The 15,343-nt window shown below is 44.4% G+C and carries 12 protein-coding genes; 5 read left to right on the top strand and 7 right to left on the bottom strand.

The window, feature by feature from the left end; genetic code table 11:
• The first annotated feature begins 51 nt into the window (after window positions 1-51).
• The 5 genes from CW735_RS03310 to CW735_RS03290 all read left to right on the top strand — a co-directional run bounded on the left by CW735_RS03310 (window position 52) and on the right by CW735_RS03290 (window position 7,250).
• Window positions 52-522 carry a hypothetical protein gene (locus CW735_RS03310; RefSeq protein WP_100970924.1) on the top strand — a complete coding sequence of 157 codons (471 nt, stop codon included), beginning with the start codon at window positions 52-54 and terminating at the stop codon, window positions 520-522.
• A 134-nt stretch (window positions 523-656) separates the two neighbouring features.
• Entirely contained in the window at window positions 657-2,225 is a 1,569-nt protein-coding gene (locus CW735_RS03305; RefSeq protein WP_100970923.1) for an AMP-binding protein, read from the top strand.
• Between the two features lie 237 nt (window positions 2,226-2,462).
• Window positions 2,463-3,635: an FIST signal transduction protein gene (locus CW735_RS03300; protein ID WP_100970922.1), complete on the top strand. Its 1,173-nt coding sequence runs from the start codon at window positions 2,463-2,465 to the stop codon at window positions 3,633-3,635.
• On the top strand, window positions 3,632-6,172 hold the full coding sequence (locus tag CW735_RS03295; RefSeq protein ID WP_100970921.1) for a hybrid sensor histidine kinase/response regulator: 2,541 nt from the start codon (window positions 3,632-3,634) through the stop codon (window positions 6,170-6,172). Before CW735_RS03300 ends, CW735_RS03295 begins: the two co-directional genes overlap by 4 nt.
• On the top strand, window positions 6,162-7,250 hold the full coding sequence (locus tag CW735_RS03290) for a response regulator (protein WP_100970920.1): 1,089 nt from the start codon (window positions 6,162-6,164) through the stop codon (window positions 7,248-7,250). The genes CW735_RS03295 and CW735_RS03290 overlap by 11 nt, the downstream gene beginning before the upstream one ends.
• 104 nt (window positions 7,251-7,354) lie before the next feature.
• Here CW735_RS03290 and CW735_RS03285 read toward each other — a convergent pair whose 3' ends face one another.
• The 7 genes from CW735_RS03285 to CW735_RS03255 form a co-directional block, all read right to left on the bottom strand.
• Complete coding sequence (locus CW735_RS03285) at window positions 7,355-8,677, bottom strand: tetratricopeptide repeat protein (protein WP_071978839.1); 1,323 nt, start codon at window positions 8,675-8,677, stop codon at window positions 7,355-7,357.
• A 9-nt stretch (window positions 8,678-8,686) separates the two neighbouring features.
• A complete protein-coding gene (locus CW735_RS03280) occupies window positions 8,687-9,295 on the bottom strand; it encodes an energy transducer TonB (protein WP_071978838.1) in 609 nt (202 codons plus the stop codon).
• A 3-nt stretch (window positions 9,296-9,298) separates the two neighbouring features.
• The gene (locus CW735_RS03275; protein WP_071978837.1) at window positions 9,299-9,706 is read right to left on the bottom strand and encodes an ExbD/TolR family protein; all 408 of its coding nucleotides are present in this window, start codon (window positions 9,704-9,706) and stop codon (window positions 9,299-9,301) included.
• Window positions 9,707-9,737: 31 nt separating this feature from the next.
• On the bottom strand, window positions 9,738-10,256 hold the full coding sequence (locus CW735_RS03270) for a MotA/TolQ/ExbB proton channel family protein (protein ID WP_071978836.1): 519 nt from the start codon (window positions 10,254-10,256) through the stop codon (window positions 9,738-9,740).
• A gap of 2 nt (window positions 10,257-10,258) precedes the next feature.
• Entirely contained in the window at window positions 10,259-11,623 is a 1,365-nt protein-coding gene (locus CW735_RS03265) for a MotA/TolQ/ExbB proton channel family protein (RefSeq protein ID WP_100970919.1), read from the bottom strand.
• Window positions 11,624-11,636: 13 nt separating this feature from the next.
• Window positions 11,637-12,395 (bottom strand): DUF3450 domain-containing protein, encoded by a 759-nt coding sequence (locus tag CW735_RS03260; protein ID WP_071978834.1) that lies wholly within the window; start codon window positions 12,393-12,395, stop codon window positions 11,637-11,639.
• A 140-nt stretch (window positions 12,396-12,535) separates the two neighbouring features.
• On the bottom strand, window positions 12,536-15,286 hold the full coding sequence (locus CW735_RS03255) for a TonB-dependent receptor domain-containing protein (protein WP_071978668.1): 2,751 nt from the start codon (window positions 15,284-15,286) through the stop codon (window positions 12,536-12,538).
• Window positions 15,287-15,343 lie beyond the last annotated feature (57 nt).

Here is a 15,343-nt window from a genome sequence, read left to right as displayed (position 1 = left end):
ATGCTATACCAGATTTACACGCCCTATGAATCAACCTTTTTGCGGTAATCTATGCGAGCTTTTTTACAACTTTGTTTTTTGCGCTTTTTTCCTGCTTGGTTTTTAGCTTTTATTCTTGCTAGTGTTTTTCATTCTCACTTCGTGCTTTTTGAGTTGGTTGCGCTCAATATCGATATTCCAATAACCAAGTGGGCGTATATGGTTTTTGCTGATATGCGTGGTTTAGCCCTTACTTATGGAATAATTATCGCGGTTGCGCTGGCTATCAGCTTTTTCATTGCTCACCTCCTATTAAACCGGCTCAAGAAAACAGACAACTCCAGTGCTGGTCAAAGTAAGAGTAATGCGATTACCATATTCATGTTTGGTGTCGCCGGCGCCGTCGGTTTTTTCGTCATGCTAGTGGCTATGCAGCCAATATTAAACGTCACTCTCATTGCAGGAGCTAGAACATGGATGGGCATAATAGCTCAGTGTTTTGCGGGCTTTGTATCTGGAATCTGCTATGCCAAGCTGAGCTAAGTAGCAGTGATAGATCATTACTAATTACATTACCACAATTTATACTCATTTATAAGCCAACAAACATGTAAATAAAAAGTTAACTTTGCTAATGTTAGGGTAATAAAAATACATGCCCTCATAGGAAAAGCAATATGATAACTTATCCAGAAAACGTAACCTGCTTAGCAGATTACATTGAAAGTGTATTAACGAAGTTTGCTGATAGACCTGCCTATACGGCATTAGGGCAAACTCTCACATTTGCTGACATCGATAAAAAATCAGCAGCGCTAGCTCGTTATCTTGTCCACGATGCGAAGCTTAAGCCCGGTTCTCGTGTGGCTATTCAACTTCCTAACCTTATTCAAAACCCTATTGCAGTTTACGCGGCACTGCGTGCGGGCCTTGTCGTTGTAAATACAAACCCGCTTTACACCGAACGTGAAATGAAACATCAATTCACTGACAGTGGTGCTACCGCTTTAATCATCCTTAGCGATTTACTGCCTAAGTTCGATGCGATAAAAACTGATACTGAGATAACAACGGTCATAGCAACGTCGGCCACAGAGTTGCTCGATCCATCCAGTGCTCCCGCTATTGAAGGTACGATTTCACTTACCGATGCTGTCGAAAAAGGCACTACGCTTCCTGAGTTTGAACGCCAAAAAATAGAGCAAAACGACTTGGCCATGCTGCAATACACAGGCGGCACAACCGGTGTAAGCAAAGGCGCAGCATTAAGCCATAACAATGTGTTAGCCAACTGCATTCAAATGCTCGACCGCATTGGCCAACAATTTAAAGACGGTGAAGAAGTAGTTGTATGTCCGCTACCTCTTTACCATATTTATGCATTTACCGTTTGTATGATGGCGCTGTTCTCAAAGGGCAGTCAAATTGTGCTTATTCCCAACCCTCGTGATATAGACGGGTTTATTCAAACACTTAAACCTCATGCAATTACCGCCTTTGCTGGCATCAATACCCTATTCGTTGGTTTAGGACGTCACCCTGAATTCGCCAAACTCGACTTTTCCAAATTGCATTTAACCATGTCTGGCGGAACAGCACTTACGCAAGCGGCTGTTTCAATATGGAAAGGCGTTACAGCAAGCACTATTACCGAAGGCTATGGGCTTTCTGAAACCGCTCCCGTTGTCTCTTTCAATATTCCTGGGAAAGAGGAAATAGGTACCGTGGGCATGGCGCTAGAGGATACCGAGGTGGCCCTACTAGACAGTTATGATAAACCCGTTGCTGATGGCGAGTCTGGACAAATAGCGGTAAGAGGGCCCCAGGTCATGTTGGGCTACTGGCAAAGAGACGATGAAACAGCGAAAGTGATGACCAGCGACGGCTTTTTCAAAACCGGAGACATTGGCGTTCGCACAGAGTCTGGTGCTATCAAAATTGTTGACCGATTGAAAGACATGATTATTGTGTCTGGTTTCAATGTATACCCTAATGAAATTGAGGACATTCTTACCTCACACCCCGATGTAATGGAAGCGGCAGTAGTGGGCAAACCTGACGATAAGACAGGGGAAAGAGTATGCGCGTTCATTACGGTGAGTAATGAGGTTAACGTAGACGACGTCACCGCTTTCTGTAAGGAGCAGTTGACTAATTACAAAGTGCCCAAGTCTATTGAAATACTAGAAGAATTGCCTAAGTCCACCGTGGGCAAAATACTTCGCAGGGAGCTTAGGGACAAGTAGAAACATAGCTTATTGAGCGGCGAATTAGTGGCAAAAAAATGAGCCGCCCTCCATTAGGGCGGTCTATTTTAAGCTTCTTTGTGTTGTAACCTTTTGTCGCTCTTTTGTTGCTCCCTATCCTCTGGGCAATAGTCCGCTCTTTCTAATGCAGCAACTAAAGAATAAGATGTTAAAGGTTGATGCTTAACGGGTTTATATCTATAAGTAGTATATAGCTTATTAAACTGATCATATTGTATGTTGTCCGCCTCATTCTCATTTACTTGTTCCGACGAAGTTAGTTCGCAAAGACATAAGATCGAGGAACTTGCCCCATCACTTATTATTGTCTATGCCTCTCCACTGTGTTTTGAAAATGATGATTGGTTTTTAGCGTTACGAGAGATATCTCCCAACATTGTGGGTTGCAGCACCGCTGGTGAAATTAGTTCAGACCAAGTGTATGCAGACAGCATTGTGATTTTAGCAATAAAGTTAGAGTGCGGTAGCGATATAGCCATTCATACCTCGCCATTGGCAAACATGCAGACCTCTTTCGATACCGGCATGGCACTAAGTCAAAAAATTCCCCCCCAAGGTCTCAAAGGCGTTTATACCCTTGCCCCCGGCCTTGCCATAAACGGCTCCGCTCTTATAAACGGATTAACTAAGTTACTGCCACCCCATGTGAAGGTTAGCGGAGGGCTTGCTGGTGATAACGCTTCGTTCGGCAAAACCTTTGTCATCAGTCCAGAAGGAATTAGTGAAAATACTGTAGTGGCAGTGTGTTTTTACGGAGAGAACTTAATCTTTGGGTATGGCGCATACGGCGGATGGCGCTCTTTCGGACCGTCACGAAGTGTTACCAAAGCAAATGAAAACCTACTTTTTCAATTAGACGATGTACCTGCACTTACTATTTACAAAGATTACCTCGGTGATTACGCTTCCGACTTGCCTGCAAATGGGCTGCTGTTTCCACTCGAAGTAGTTGGAAAAGACCAGGATGGAACCGGACTTATTCGAACCATTTTGGGTATTGATGAAGACACCAACAGTTTAATCCTAGCTGGTGATGTGGTTGAGTCAGAATACGTTAGGCTGATGCACGCTTCTACTGATGATCTTATTGATGGAGCACAACTCGCGGTTGCCAATGCACTCTCTACCGCTGAGTCCACGTATTCCTCACCAGTAGTGAATAAGGCGCATCACAGCCTTGCTCTAGTAACCAGCTGCGTTGGAAGAAAGCTCGTTATGGGCGATAGAATTGAAGAAGAGCTAGAGTGTATTAAGGAACAGCTGCCACAAAATACGAATATCGCAGGCTTCTATTCCTATGGCGAAATATGTCCGTTCGACAATAAGTCTCAGAGCAAGCTATATAATCAAACCCTATCGATGACGTTAATTCAGGAAATCGCCCCTTGAACTCATTGCTTGCAAGGCAAATTAAAAAGGCCTTTGGCTTAAAAAGTATTGAAGGGCTTGATGAATGGCTTTCTGCACTTGCTAATTCAGAAGCACAGGAATTAAACGCTAAATCGCTCCAAGAGGGCTTGATAAATCTGTTAAAGCGTATCGAAGAAACGTATGAATTTCACAAGCGAGACCTAACACTTCGTGAAAGAAGCTTGCAAATTAGTTCTAGAGAGCTGCTTGCTGCGAATGAGAAGATAAGAAATAAATTAGCCGTACAGCAACAGGTTGTCAACACACTCCGCTCTTCAGTTAACCTCTTACTGGTTGACCAAAACAAGCCTCCCATAAAGGATGATTTAGCCAATATTTCTGCTCTTTCAGAAATGATGCTAGAACTCATCAACGAGCAAAAAACGGTTGAAAGGCAAGTCCAGCAAGCATTGGATGAAGCCGAGAGTGCAAACAGAGCAAAAAGCGAATTTTTAGCCACGATTAGTCATGAAATACGCACTCCAATGAATGCTGTGATTGGACTTACTCACCTCGCTCTTGATGCTGAAGACACTGACACAAAGCAAATGTACCTTGAAAAGGTGAAAAATAACGCGGCGTCTTTGCTTAGCCTTATCAATAATATTTTAGATTTGTCCAAGGTAGAAGCAGGTAAATTCGAAGTAGCCAACGAAACCTTTACCCTCGCAGATACTATTGAAAAACTGGCGTATGTTTTTCAAACAAAGGCGAGCGAAAAACAAATTCAGTTGCTGTTTGATATTCAAATCGACCCCGCAATGAACTACCAAGGCGACTGCGAAAAAATCTATCAGGTATTACTCAATTTACTCAGCAATGCCCTCAAGTTTACTGCGTCAGGCACAATTGTGCTCACCCTATCGCAGCAACTCGACAAGGTTTTCTTTTGTGTGAGTGACACGGGCATGGGTATTAGCGAGGGCAATAAGGCCAAGCTTTTTGATGCCTTCGTGCAAGCTGATAATTCAATATCCCGCAAGTTTGGTGGCACTGGCCTAGGGTTAACTATCTGCAAGAGCCTTGTTGAGCACATGGGCGGGCAATTAAAAGTAGACAGCGAGGAAGGAAAAGGAAGCGACTTCTATTTCTCTTTACCCATTTGCTGTAAACAAGAACTTAAGCGAACTGACTCATCCTCTACTGGTATTGCTAAAAAAATACTTTGCATCAAAAGCAGCGAAACGGTATCCAAGGGATGTGTTGTATTACAAAGGACATTAGAGCGCTTAGGCATAGAGTGTGAGATTGTAGACCGCAATATTGAATTATTCCCAGAGGATACAGAAGCGTCAATTATTTTTCTACCCGATGATGATGAAGTGTGGCAACGTTTTATTAATCAATTGCGTTTAGGCGATTTTGAACACTTAAACCTGCGTTGTGTTGTCAGTCCTCGTTCAAAGATGAGCGTCACACAAAAATTAAAAAATGCCAACATCGCAAACATCAGTGTTATCGAGCTTCCATTTACTGACAGCGATTTGATAACGGCACTGTCTCCAACCAAAATAAACAAAGATATTCAGCTTCATGATGGCTTAGAAAGCATCGAATGGCGTAGGAAACGCCTCTCTGGCAAACACGTTCTCGTGGTCGATGATGACGCAATTAGTGTTGAAATAAGCCAACAAATATTGCGTAACGTTGGCATGGTAGTTTCCACCGCGTCTTCAGGTACTGAATCTTTAGCGTTGTGCGACGAACAACACTTTGATGCAATTCTTTTAGACTACCATCTTTCAGATTTGTCGGGTCAAGAAGTAGCCCACGCGCTATCGCAAAAAGACCGATGGGCCACGCCCATTATTGCACTGAGCGCAGATGAATCTTCTACTGCAGAAAAAAAAGCGCTAGCCGCTGGAATGTGTCAGTTTTTGCTTAAGCCTGCTGTTGCTGATGACATCATTCATGCCATCGACAAGCACATTCACTCTGGCTACACAGAAATTAAACAACCGCCTAGCAACAGCCCATTTCTTGTTGCGCTAAGACAGTTTTACGACACTTACAAACATGCATCAATTGTGTCGAAGCTTTTGAGCATTTCGGCTATTAGTGAAAGCACATTATCAAAAGACCACGAATTAATTAGGCATATGTTGGAGGATTCTCAGAGTATTGGCGCGCTATCTCTTCATCAATTTTTGCTAGAAATAACAGATAAAAGCTTTAGCTCAAAAGATGAGTTAACTGACGCTATTGCAAAACTCTCGCAATGTCTGGATATCACGTTAAGGCTCATTGCACATACATTAGAAAGTACTAACATGACTGAACAGTCGATAGAAGCTGACAAACAACCACTTATAGAAAGTATCACTACACTCAAATCTTTATTAGAGACATTTGATGCACAGGCAATCAATCTTATAGAAGAAGTACGTCGCAATAACAGCAAGAATGAGTATGTGGATTATATAGACAGAATAGGGCAGTTTTGTGCTGTTTATGATTTTGAACGGGCTTATGAGCAAGCTGACAAACTATTGGAAGCACTAAGCAATGAACAGTGAATTACAAAGCCAGAGTAAACGATTTAGCGTGCTCATTGTAGATGATGAGCCAGCAAATATTGATTTGCTGCGCGGAATTTTAAGCCCGTATTACGACATTAAGGTAGCACCCTCTGGTATTGTTGCGCTGAAAATTGTTGAAAAGTTTACGCCCGATCTTATTTTGCTAGACGTAATGATGCCTGAGATGGATGGATTTGAAGTATGTCGCAGACTGAAATCAAATAAACATTATGCCAATATTCCCGTTATTTTCGTCACCGCTTTGGTGCAAGGCGCAGATGAAGAAAAGGGGTTTGCGCTCGGTGCCATTGATTACATTACCAAGCCTGTGTCGCCAAGCATTACATTGGCTAGAGTTAAAACCCATATTTCGCTTGCCCACCAAATGCGAACAACAGAGATGCTAGTTGAACAAAGAACAGCAGATTTACAAGCTAGCCAACAGAGCGCCATAACTATGCTTGCTGCGGCTGGGCATTACAATGACAATGACACTGGGCACCATATATGGCGAATGGCTGCATACAGCAAGTGTCTTGCTTTAGCCATTGGTTGGAGCTATGAAGACGCCAATCTACTTACACAGGCTGCCCCCATGCACGATACTGGAAAAATTGGCATACCCGATAGCATATTAAAGGCACCTAGAAAACTCACTGATGAGGAAATGGACATCATGCAAAGTCATGCATCCATTGGCTATAACATACTGTGTCAAAGTAAAACGCCCCTATTCGAACTTGCCGCTGAGATTGCTCTTAATCATCATGAAAAGTGGGACGGAACGGGCTACCCTAAAGGACTAAGGGGGGAAGCGATACCCGAAAGCGCAAGAATAGTAGCTATCGCCGATGTATTTGATGCGTTAACGATGAAACGACCATACAAAAACGCATGGAGTGATAACGACGCATTTCAGTATATTGCCGAGGGAGCACATCAGCACTTTGACCCAAGATTAGTCGAAATTTTCTTAGGTATAAAAGAGCAGTTATTAGAAACAAAGCGCTATTGGAATGATTTAGAGAAGCAAGGCATTGTTCCATCACTTACAGCGTTTACCCCGACAATGTGAATAGCGTTTAGCAAACAAAAAGCCACACTAAAAAGTGTGGCTTTAAACGTTTCCAAAACTTAAATACTTCTACCCACACTTATGCAGACTTTCAAAACTCAAAGTTAGCTAGCACCAAGTTCAGCCGCAATAGCTTCAGCCTGACGCTTTTCGCCTTGTACAAACTGCTTCCATTGCTGCGCCATAGCGCGACTCTTTTGGTGTTTTTCAGCCTCTGCAAGCTGGTTAAGCGCAAGTGCGTACTGTTTTTTATTAAACAGCGCCATGCCTTTAACGAGGTACACTAAACCAGGATTTCTTAAATCGCCTTTTTCTAACGCTCTATCGACAGCGGCAATAGCATCGTCCCAACGCTCTTCGTTCAAAAGAATTTGAGCAAGTTGTGCATCAAGCTCACCATCATCAGCAAGGTTTGCCGCCTGCATCATGACAGGTATAGCTTTTTCTTGCTCTTTTGCTAACGACCAACTTTGACCTAAGAACTTGAGGTTACGAAGGTTCTTTTCCAACACACCTTCGTTCATCGCTTGCTCCATCAGCTTGGCCCCTTTGTAAGGCGCACGATGGTAGTAGTAAAGCTGCGCAAGATTAAAGATATCTGCCGACGATTCTATGAAGCCTCGTTGGTAGGCGGTTTCCATCATGGCTAGCTGCTTTCGCTCTTCGCCAAGTTCGCCGTACATGCCTGCTAATTGAATCCAATACTTTGGCTCGTCAAATAGCTTAACCATTTTTACCAGCACATCTTTTACCTTTTCAGGCTGCTTTAGCTCATAAAATACGGCCCGCTGAAGAATTAGCCAGCCCTCATCGGGCAGCATGCCTTCAGCTTCATGGTCGGCTATCGCCTGTGAAATCCAATCTGCAGCTAACTCATACTGCTGACTTTGGTAATAAGCCTGTGCTTTAATCACCTTATTTTTAGGTGGTATTGGGCCCGTATTCAACGACTCCCAGCGCTCAAGATACTTAATAGTCTCATCAAAATTACCCTGCATGAGGTTAAGCTGGGCAAGACTGAAAAGTGTCGTCATCTCAAACTTTTCTGGGATTGGTTGTTGCTCAACGACTTTAGCGAATGACTCAAGCGCTTTGTCGTAGTCTTCATCGTTGTAGTAGATGAAACCATAAAAGTTATACATCATGGCCTTTTCATAGGCGTTCATTGAATAACTTTTTTCCTCAACCTCTCCTAATATAGCAAGAGCCTCTTCCACATCACCAGACTCATCCGCTGCAGCCTGCGCGCGCGCCAGCTGCTCGTACACTTTGCCTCTTAGCGTTGGAACACGACGCGTTTTTTTCTCACTAGCCTTCTGCTCTTGAGCTACTGCTTCGGTTGCCAGTAGTAAACCTGGAATAGAAACAGTCGCTGAGGCGATAGTAAACGCGATAGCGCTAAACAATTTATTCGTCTGTTTTCTCATCTTGTTCTACTACCCGTCAATTTGGAACGTAATACGGTTTTGAATACCGGACACTTCTGTAGGCTCACCATTGACGACTCGCGGCTTGTATTTAAACTTCATTGCCGCATCTATTGCCGCTTGCTCGAACAACCCTTCTGGATTGGCTTCGATTACGATTGGGTCGCGCACCGCTCCCTGTTTCGTAACGGTGAACTCAACAATCACAAATCCTTCGATACCGCGCTGAAGTGCACGTCTTGGGTAAACCGGCGCAACCTTAACGATTGGCAAGTATTCCCCATCCCCAGATTCAAGGGCTAAGCCGCCATCTAGTGATATTTCGTCGCCTACTTCAGCACCAAAATCCATCGACGTACCTTCTGCATCAGGCGAAGGCGAATCCATTTGAGGCTGCTCCATTTGCGGTGGCGGCTGTTCCGGCTTAGGTGGCTTCTTAGGCTTGCGGTCTTTTTTCTCAACCTGTTCATCTTGCTTAACCCTTACAAAGTCAAGCACGCTTCCCTGAGGCGGCTCCGTTAGGGCGCTGCCACCCATCTTGATCAATGACTGCATCAAGAAGAACAGGCCTAACGTGATCGCAAGGGAAATAACAAATGCGATTATATATCGTGGCATGATTTATTGCTCTTGGGCTGCAATCGAGACATCAAATACACCTGCCGCACGCGAGGCGTCCATCACCTTGATCAAGGTTTCTGTTGTCGACTTTTTATCGGCCTGAATAACAACAGTTCCCTGCGGATTTTCCGCATGTAAACGCTCGATGTTGGCCTGCACAGCACGCACATCTATACGACGCTTGTTAATCCAAATTTCACCCTTATCAGAAATAGCGATGAGGATGTTCGCGCGATCTTTCTTAACCGCAGTCGCTGCTTCTGGGCGATTTACATCAATACCTGCTTCTTTAACAAAAGACGCAGTAACGATGAAAAAGATCAGCATGATAAATACAACGTCCAGCATGGGCGTCATGTCGATGGCTGCTTCTTCTTCATCGACCAAATTTTGAAAGTGCTGCTTCATAATAAATACCTTACCTTAATGCGCTGGCGCATTAACGTTGAATAATCAATGCATCCTCAAGATGCGTGCGTTCAGATTTCACCATACGATTTAACCAAGTAGCAGCGAAGACACCAGATAGTGCCCCAACCATTCCTGCCATTGTAGGAATAGTTGCCTTCGATACGCCCGAGGCCATAGAACGGGCATTACCCGAACCAGAGATAGCCATAACGTCGAACACTTCTATCATACCGGTTACTGTACCCATCAAACCCAACAGCGGACATAGCGCTACAAGTGCTTGGATAATTGGAATACTGCCATTTAGCCGTATAGTTAATTGCGAAATTGTTTTCTGACGTATTTGCTCAGCAACCCAAGATGAACGGTCGTTGCGCGCTTTCCACATTGCGACCGCATCTTTCTTTGCTTGCTTGTGCCAAACCAACAGATACATTGCACGCTCGAGGATCAAAAGCCACATAACGAATATCAGCAGACCGATGACCAGGAGAACCTGGCCACCTGTTTCTGTGAAATCGCGAATTGCTTCTAGAAACTCGATCATAATTAGCCTCGCTCAGAACGCTCTGCGATAACGCCAGATGCTTGTTCTTGAAGAATGTACACGATGTTTTTAGAACGTGTATTAAGCATGGCGTAAAGCAGCGTCATAGGAATTGCCACAACCAAACCAAGTACAGTTGTTACAAGCGCTGTTGAAATACCACCAGCCATAAGTTTCGGGTCACCTGTACCAAACAAGGTGATTGCTTGGAAGGTATTAATCATACCGGTTACCGTACCAAGTAGACCCATAAGCGGCGCCACTACTGAGATAATCTTGATAATAGTAAGGTTACGACCTAGCTTAGGTACTTCACCTAGAATTGCTTCAGTAAGGTGTAGCTCTAGCGCTTCTACGTCAGCATTCGGGTGCTCGTCACGAACTTTCAACACGCGACCAAGAGGGTTATTAGTATTAACTTCTTTGCTCTTAAGCTGTTTGTTCACTTTCATACGCGTTAGCGTAAGGGTTACTAGACGCTCAAGTGCAAGTAATAAGCCGAACGCACCAACGATAAGGATGATATATCCAACTACACCGCCCTGCTCAACACGCTCTTTCATATTAGGCGCTTGAACAAGAAGACCAAGAATAGAACCACCCGTTGGGTCGATACCAAACTGCACTAGCTCGCCGCTAGATGCTTGAAGTTCTGCCGCTGAGTCGTTGTAACGATCGGCTGGCTGACGAATAAGTTCTGATACTGTGCCAGTAACACCGTTGTAGTCTAGGTATTTACCGTCTGATACAAGGGCAAATGGACCTACGCGAACCACAGGCTTGTTCACTTTCTCACCACCTGCTTCTACAACGTCAGTTGTGAAGGTAGTTACTTTGCCAGATTCCGTCATTTCACGCTGCATTTCGAACCATACGCGCTCAATTTCTTCAATTGATGCTAGCTTCGAGCTTGAGCCCATGTCTTGGGCCATTTGGTCTAAAAATTCAGAACGACCAGGAATTTGCGCTGAAATAACCGAGTTATAGAATTTATTCTTAGTGTCGCCAGCAACTTGCTGTAATACACCGAACAACTCTTTAAGTGAACCCAAGCGTGTATCTAACGCGCCATTAAGGTCGGCTAGTTTAAACTCGTTTTCTTCGAACTGTGTTTCAAGCTGCTCTGACTGCACTAGCATTTGATCGCGCTTTTCACGAGTCTCGCGAAGAATGCGGTCTTGCTCTGCGCGCTGCGCTTGGAAGTCGCGCTCACGTTGTTTGTTTTGCTGTGACTGTGCGAACTGACCTTCTTCTAACTGTTTAAGAAGAGCGTCTAAGTCCATAGCGCGGTCGTTTTGTGCCAAGGCACCTGCGCTGATGCTAAGGGCTACTAGACCAACAGCGATACGTTTTACTGTGTTAAACATTCTCATCAACCTCTTAGTCTGTAATTGCTACTGGCAGCATTAGCAAGTCTGGAGCAAGTTGCTTCTTCGCCATGCGCAGACCTTTTGTAATTTGGGTGCGGTAGCCGCTATCAAGCTCTTCCCACTGGCGAGTTTGTTTGTTCCAAACTCCCTGGCGGCTTGCATCACGCGTTTGATAAATTAGCGCAGTACGACCAAGGCGCAAAAACTCTACGTCGCGCTCTTGACCATCGATAGAATGGATACCGCTGTAAGCTTCCATTGTGCGCCCGTAGTCCATCTCAACTTGGAATGCTTCCATTACGCGGCGGAATTTTTCAGAAGCAGCAACATCAGCTCTATCCATCATGGCACGTAAATCAGCAACGCGGTTAGCGCGCTCTTCTGGAAGAAATGGCATGTCTAGTTCAATGAACTGAGCTAAGCCGTCAATCATACGCATCATCAATGGCGTAATTTGACGCTCAACAACCGATACTTCATCGATAGCAGAGTTTAGATCCGCCATTTCTTGCTCTTGACTATTGATTTGCTTACGAAGCTGAGTGTTATAAACCTCAAGACCTTCGATTTCTTTCATCAATGTTTTGAACTGTTGAAGTTTGCTGTCAATTTGATCGGTAATGCCGTTGATCTTTTCCTGCGATTTCGCCGCAGACTCGTTTATTTTCGCTGCCTCATCGACAACGGGTTTTAAGACTTCATCGTCTTGTGCAAGCACTGGTGCGGCAGTAAGCACACCTGCAACAAGCAAGGCGTTGATAAGCTTCATACATTCAAACCTTTCAAATTAAAAGAAATCGGTAATTTCCGACTGTAAAAATCAGCCGGTAGGATAGGAGTTTTCCGTGACAGTTTTATTACAAAAGAATTTAAGTGCAATAAAAAAGGGGCTTACGCCCCTTTGTTATCCTAGAATTCGTAGGTGTATCTCACACTTACGTCAACGCCTTCTTGTTGGCGAAATATCGGTAGGTTTTCCTGCAGTACTTCCTTTTGCTCATCAAATATATTTCGAACTGCAAAACGTATCTGAGAGTTAAAATCTGGGAAATAAGTATAGGTTAAATCCAACGAGTGGAAAGTTTCTTCCTCAGCATCAGCGTTGCCACGTGTTCCAGGAACAATAATTCGCGGACCAAAGGCATTATACGCCAATGTAGCTGTGTGCTCACCGTTATCAGAATCCCAACCAAGTTGTAAATTCACAACCCATTCACTGTGACCCACCAAGCGACGCTCGTTATTAGTTACAATATTAGAAGCACTTGTGGCGTCTAGCGCATCCAGTACTTGGCTTTCAAACAATGAAATCTCATCGTCATCAATAGCACCAATGGTCACGTTAGAATCTGACAGCGTGAAGTTTCCGGATAAAAAGAAGTTATCAAATTTCTCGCCAAGGGTGTTAAGCCCCTGAAGGAAATCAACCTCTACGCCGTACAACTCGCCCTGCTCAGCGTTGGCTGTAAGCAAGTTAGGTGCGGCACCACCAACTGTTCCTAATTCAATAAGTTCGATAGGATTAGTAATGTCTTTGTAGAACAACGCTACAGAGACGTTATCGCCACCATCTCGATACCACTCCCAACGCAAGTCAGCATTGTCAAGCTTTGAGCTTTGTAACAAAGGCGAACCACGGACCAGGAACTGTGTGATTGGGTCGATAAAGAAACTTGAGCTTACATCACGTAAATCTGGACGGATAGTAGATTGACTGATGTTGAAACGGAACTGCATTTCATCGTCAAGAATATAAGTTAAACCCAACGCAGGAAAGAAATCGTCTTCTTGGAAGGTAAAGTCGATTAAATCCTCTACAGACTCTGAAAATTGATTAGAGTGTGCAGTAAATGGTACTGATACTTGACGAAAGTCTTCGTAACGGAAACCACCGCTTACACGCCACTTTTGGTCAATAAACGCATCTGCCATTAGGTAATAAGCGTCTAGCTTCATACCTGCCGAGAACTCGTCACCGTCGGCCATACCAGAAAGGAATAAACCTTGACCTGAACCGCTGCGATAGAAATCTGGATTATTAATTCGCTCTTGCGAAAAAATCTCATCAATTCTGTCGCCGCGCGATAACTCTTGGTCTAACGAGCGATGCGTAACCTCAATAGGAATGTTAGTAGCTTTACGACCTTTATTATAAAAATCAGCACCTGCTTTGAGGTCAATCTCAGCACTGCCAATGGTAAACGGGTAGCTTGCTGCCCAACCCCAATTATCCGCTACGTCTCGCAAGTCTTGCCATTCAAGATTTACACTGGTAGCCGATACATTTTGCAATTGCTTCTGAACAACATTACCGTCTTCAATCGTCAGCTCAAATATCAAGTCTAGATTACCTGGAGAGTAACGGCGCGCCCGGCTGGTGCCAACGTACCAATCGAACGTCGCGAAATTGTACTCAGGAAAAGTGTGCTCGCCTTTCAACTGTGTTGAAGACATGCGACGTTCTTCATAGACAATATCTACGCGCTCAAATTCTCTTACACCGGCAACAGTTTCGTTTACGTCGGTAAAATCACGCTGTCTCAAACGGTCGCTCATATCATGAAGCAATACATTGTTTAGAGAGAACCGGTGGTTATTGCTGTATTCATAACCAAAGTTCAGCATGCCACTCCAAGTGACTGCTTGCTCAGTCTGAACACCATCAAAAAACTGGGCAAAACACTTGGTTCCACTCACTTGTTCCTCAGGTAGCTCAGAACACCCAACGGTACCCATATTGGCGCCAATCGTTTGGTCTTTTACATTCCATTCATTACGATAGAAAACTGATGACAGGAAACCAAACTTGCCGTATTCGGTCTCGTAGGAGTTACCTAATGTCGCACGGGCTGTGGTATCGGGATCAACACTGATTTGGTCCGGGCCAATATCCCAGTTGATGTCCGACAGCATTTCCTGACGGTCTTCCAAGGTTACAGGAAACGACAAACTACCTTCGATACCAGCGCTTGACTGCGCAGCATCTAGACGGCTGCTAATGCTTGTTGGTAGCGCGCGAGTTCCATCGTCACGCCCAGTCCAATCATCGCTTCCACCGTCGTAAAAAAAGCCATCGTCAAAGTTATTTGTATTGGTACCAAAACCACCAGAAAGCCTGAATATAAACTCCGATGGGATTGATTTCGTTCGAATATCAACGTTACCACCACCAAAGTGTGCAGGCATGTCAGGAGAAAACGACTTCTGTACACTTAAGCTTTCGATTATATCCGAGGGGAATAAATCGAGAGGAACTACTGATCGTGTAGGGTCCGGACTTGGAACGTACATACCGTTTAGCTGTGTGCTTGAATAACGCTCACCCAAACCGCGAATGTAAATGAACTTGCCATCTACCAGTGTCAAACCTGTAACACGTCGAAGTGCAGCACCAGCATCGCCATCACCCGTACGAGCTATCTGCTCAGCACCCAGGATATCTGCAACAAACGCTTGGTTTTTACGCTCTTGCATTACTGCGGTAGCAGTACCTTTTAGGCGCGAGGCCGTTGCAACAACTTCTTCTATAACTTCGTCTTCAGATGCTTCAGCTTCCTGAGCTAGAGCAAGAGACGGTGCGGTTGTGCCAAGCGCTAAGGCGGCGCAAACTGCCATACCAAGGCGAGACGGCCTCGATAGTAAGCGGGAAATATCACTCATTATTAAACTCCGAAAATCTAGAACAACACGTGCTTTAACGCATAAAACGTGGCGCTC

It is taken from the genome of Alteromonas sp. MB-3u-76, from assembly GCF_002831605.1.
Taxonomy (GTDB): domain Bacteria; phylum Pseudomonadota; class Gammaproteobacteria; order Enterobacterales; family Alteromonadaceae; genus Alteromonas; species Alteromonas hispanica.
Note: the sequence above shows the minus strand (reverse complement) of the source record. Positions and strands in the feature narration are given on the sequence as shown.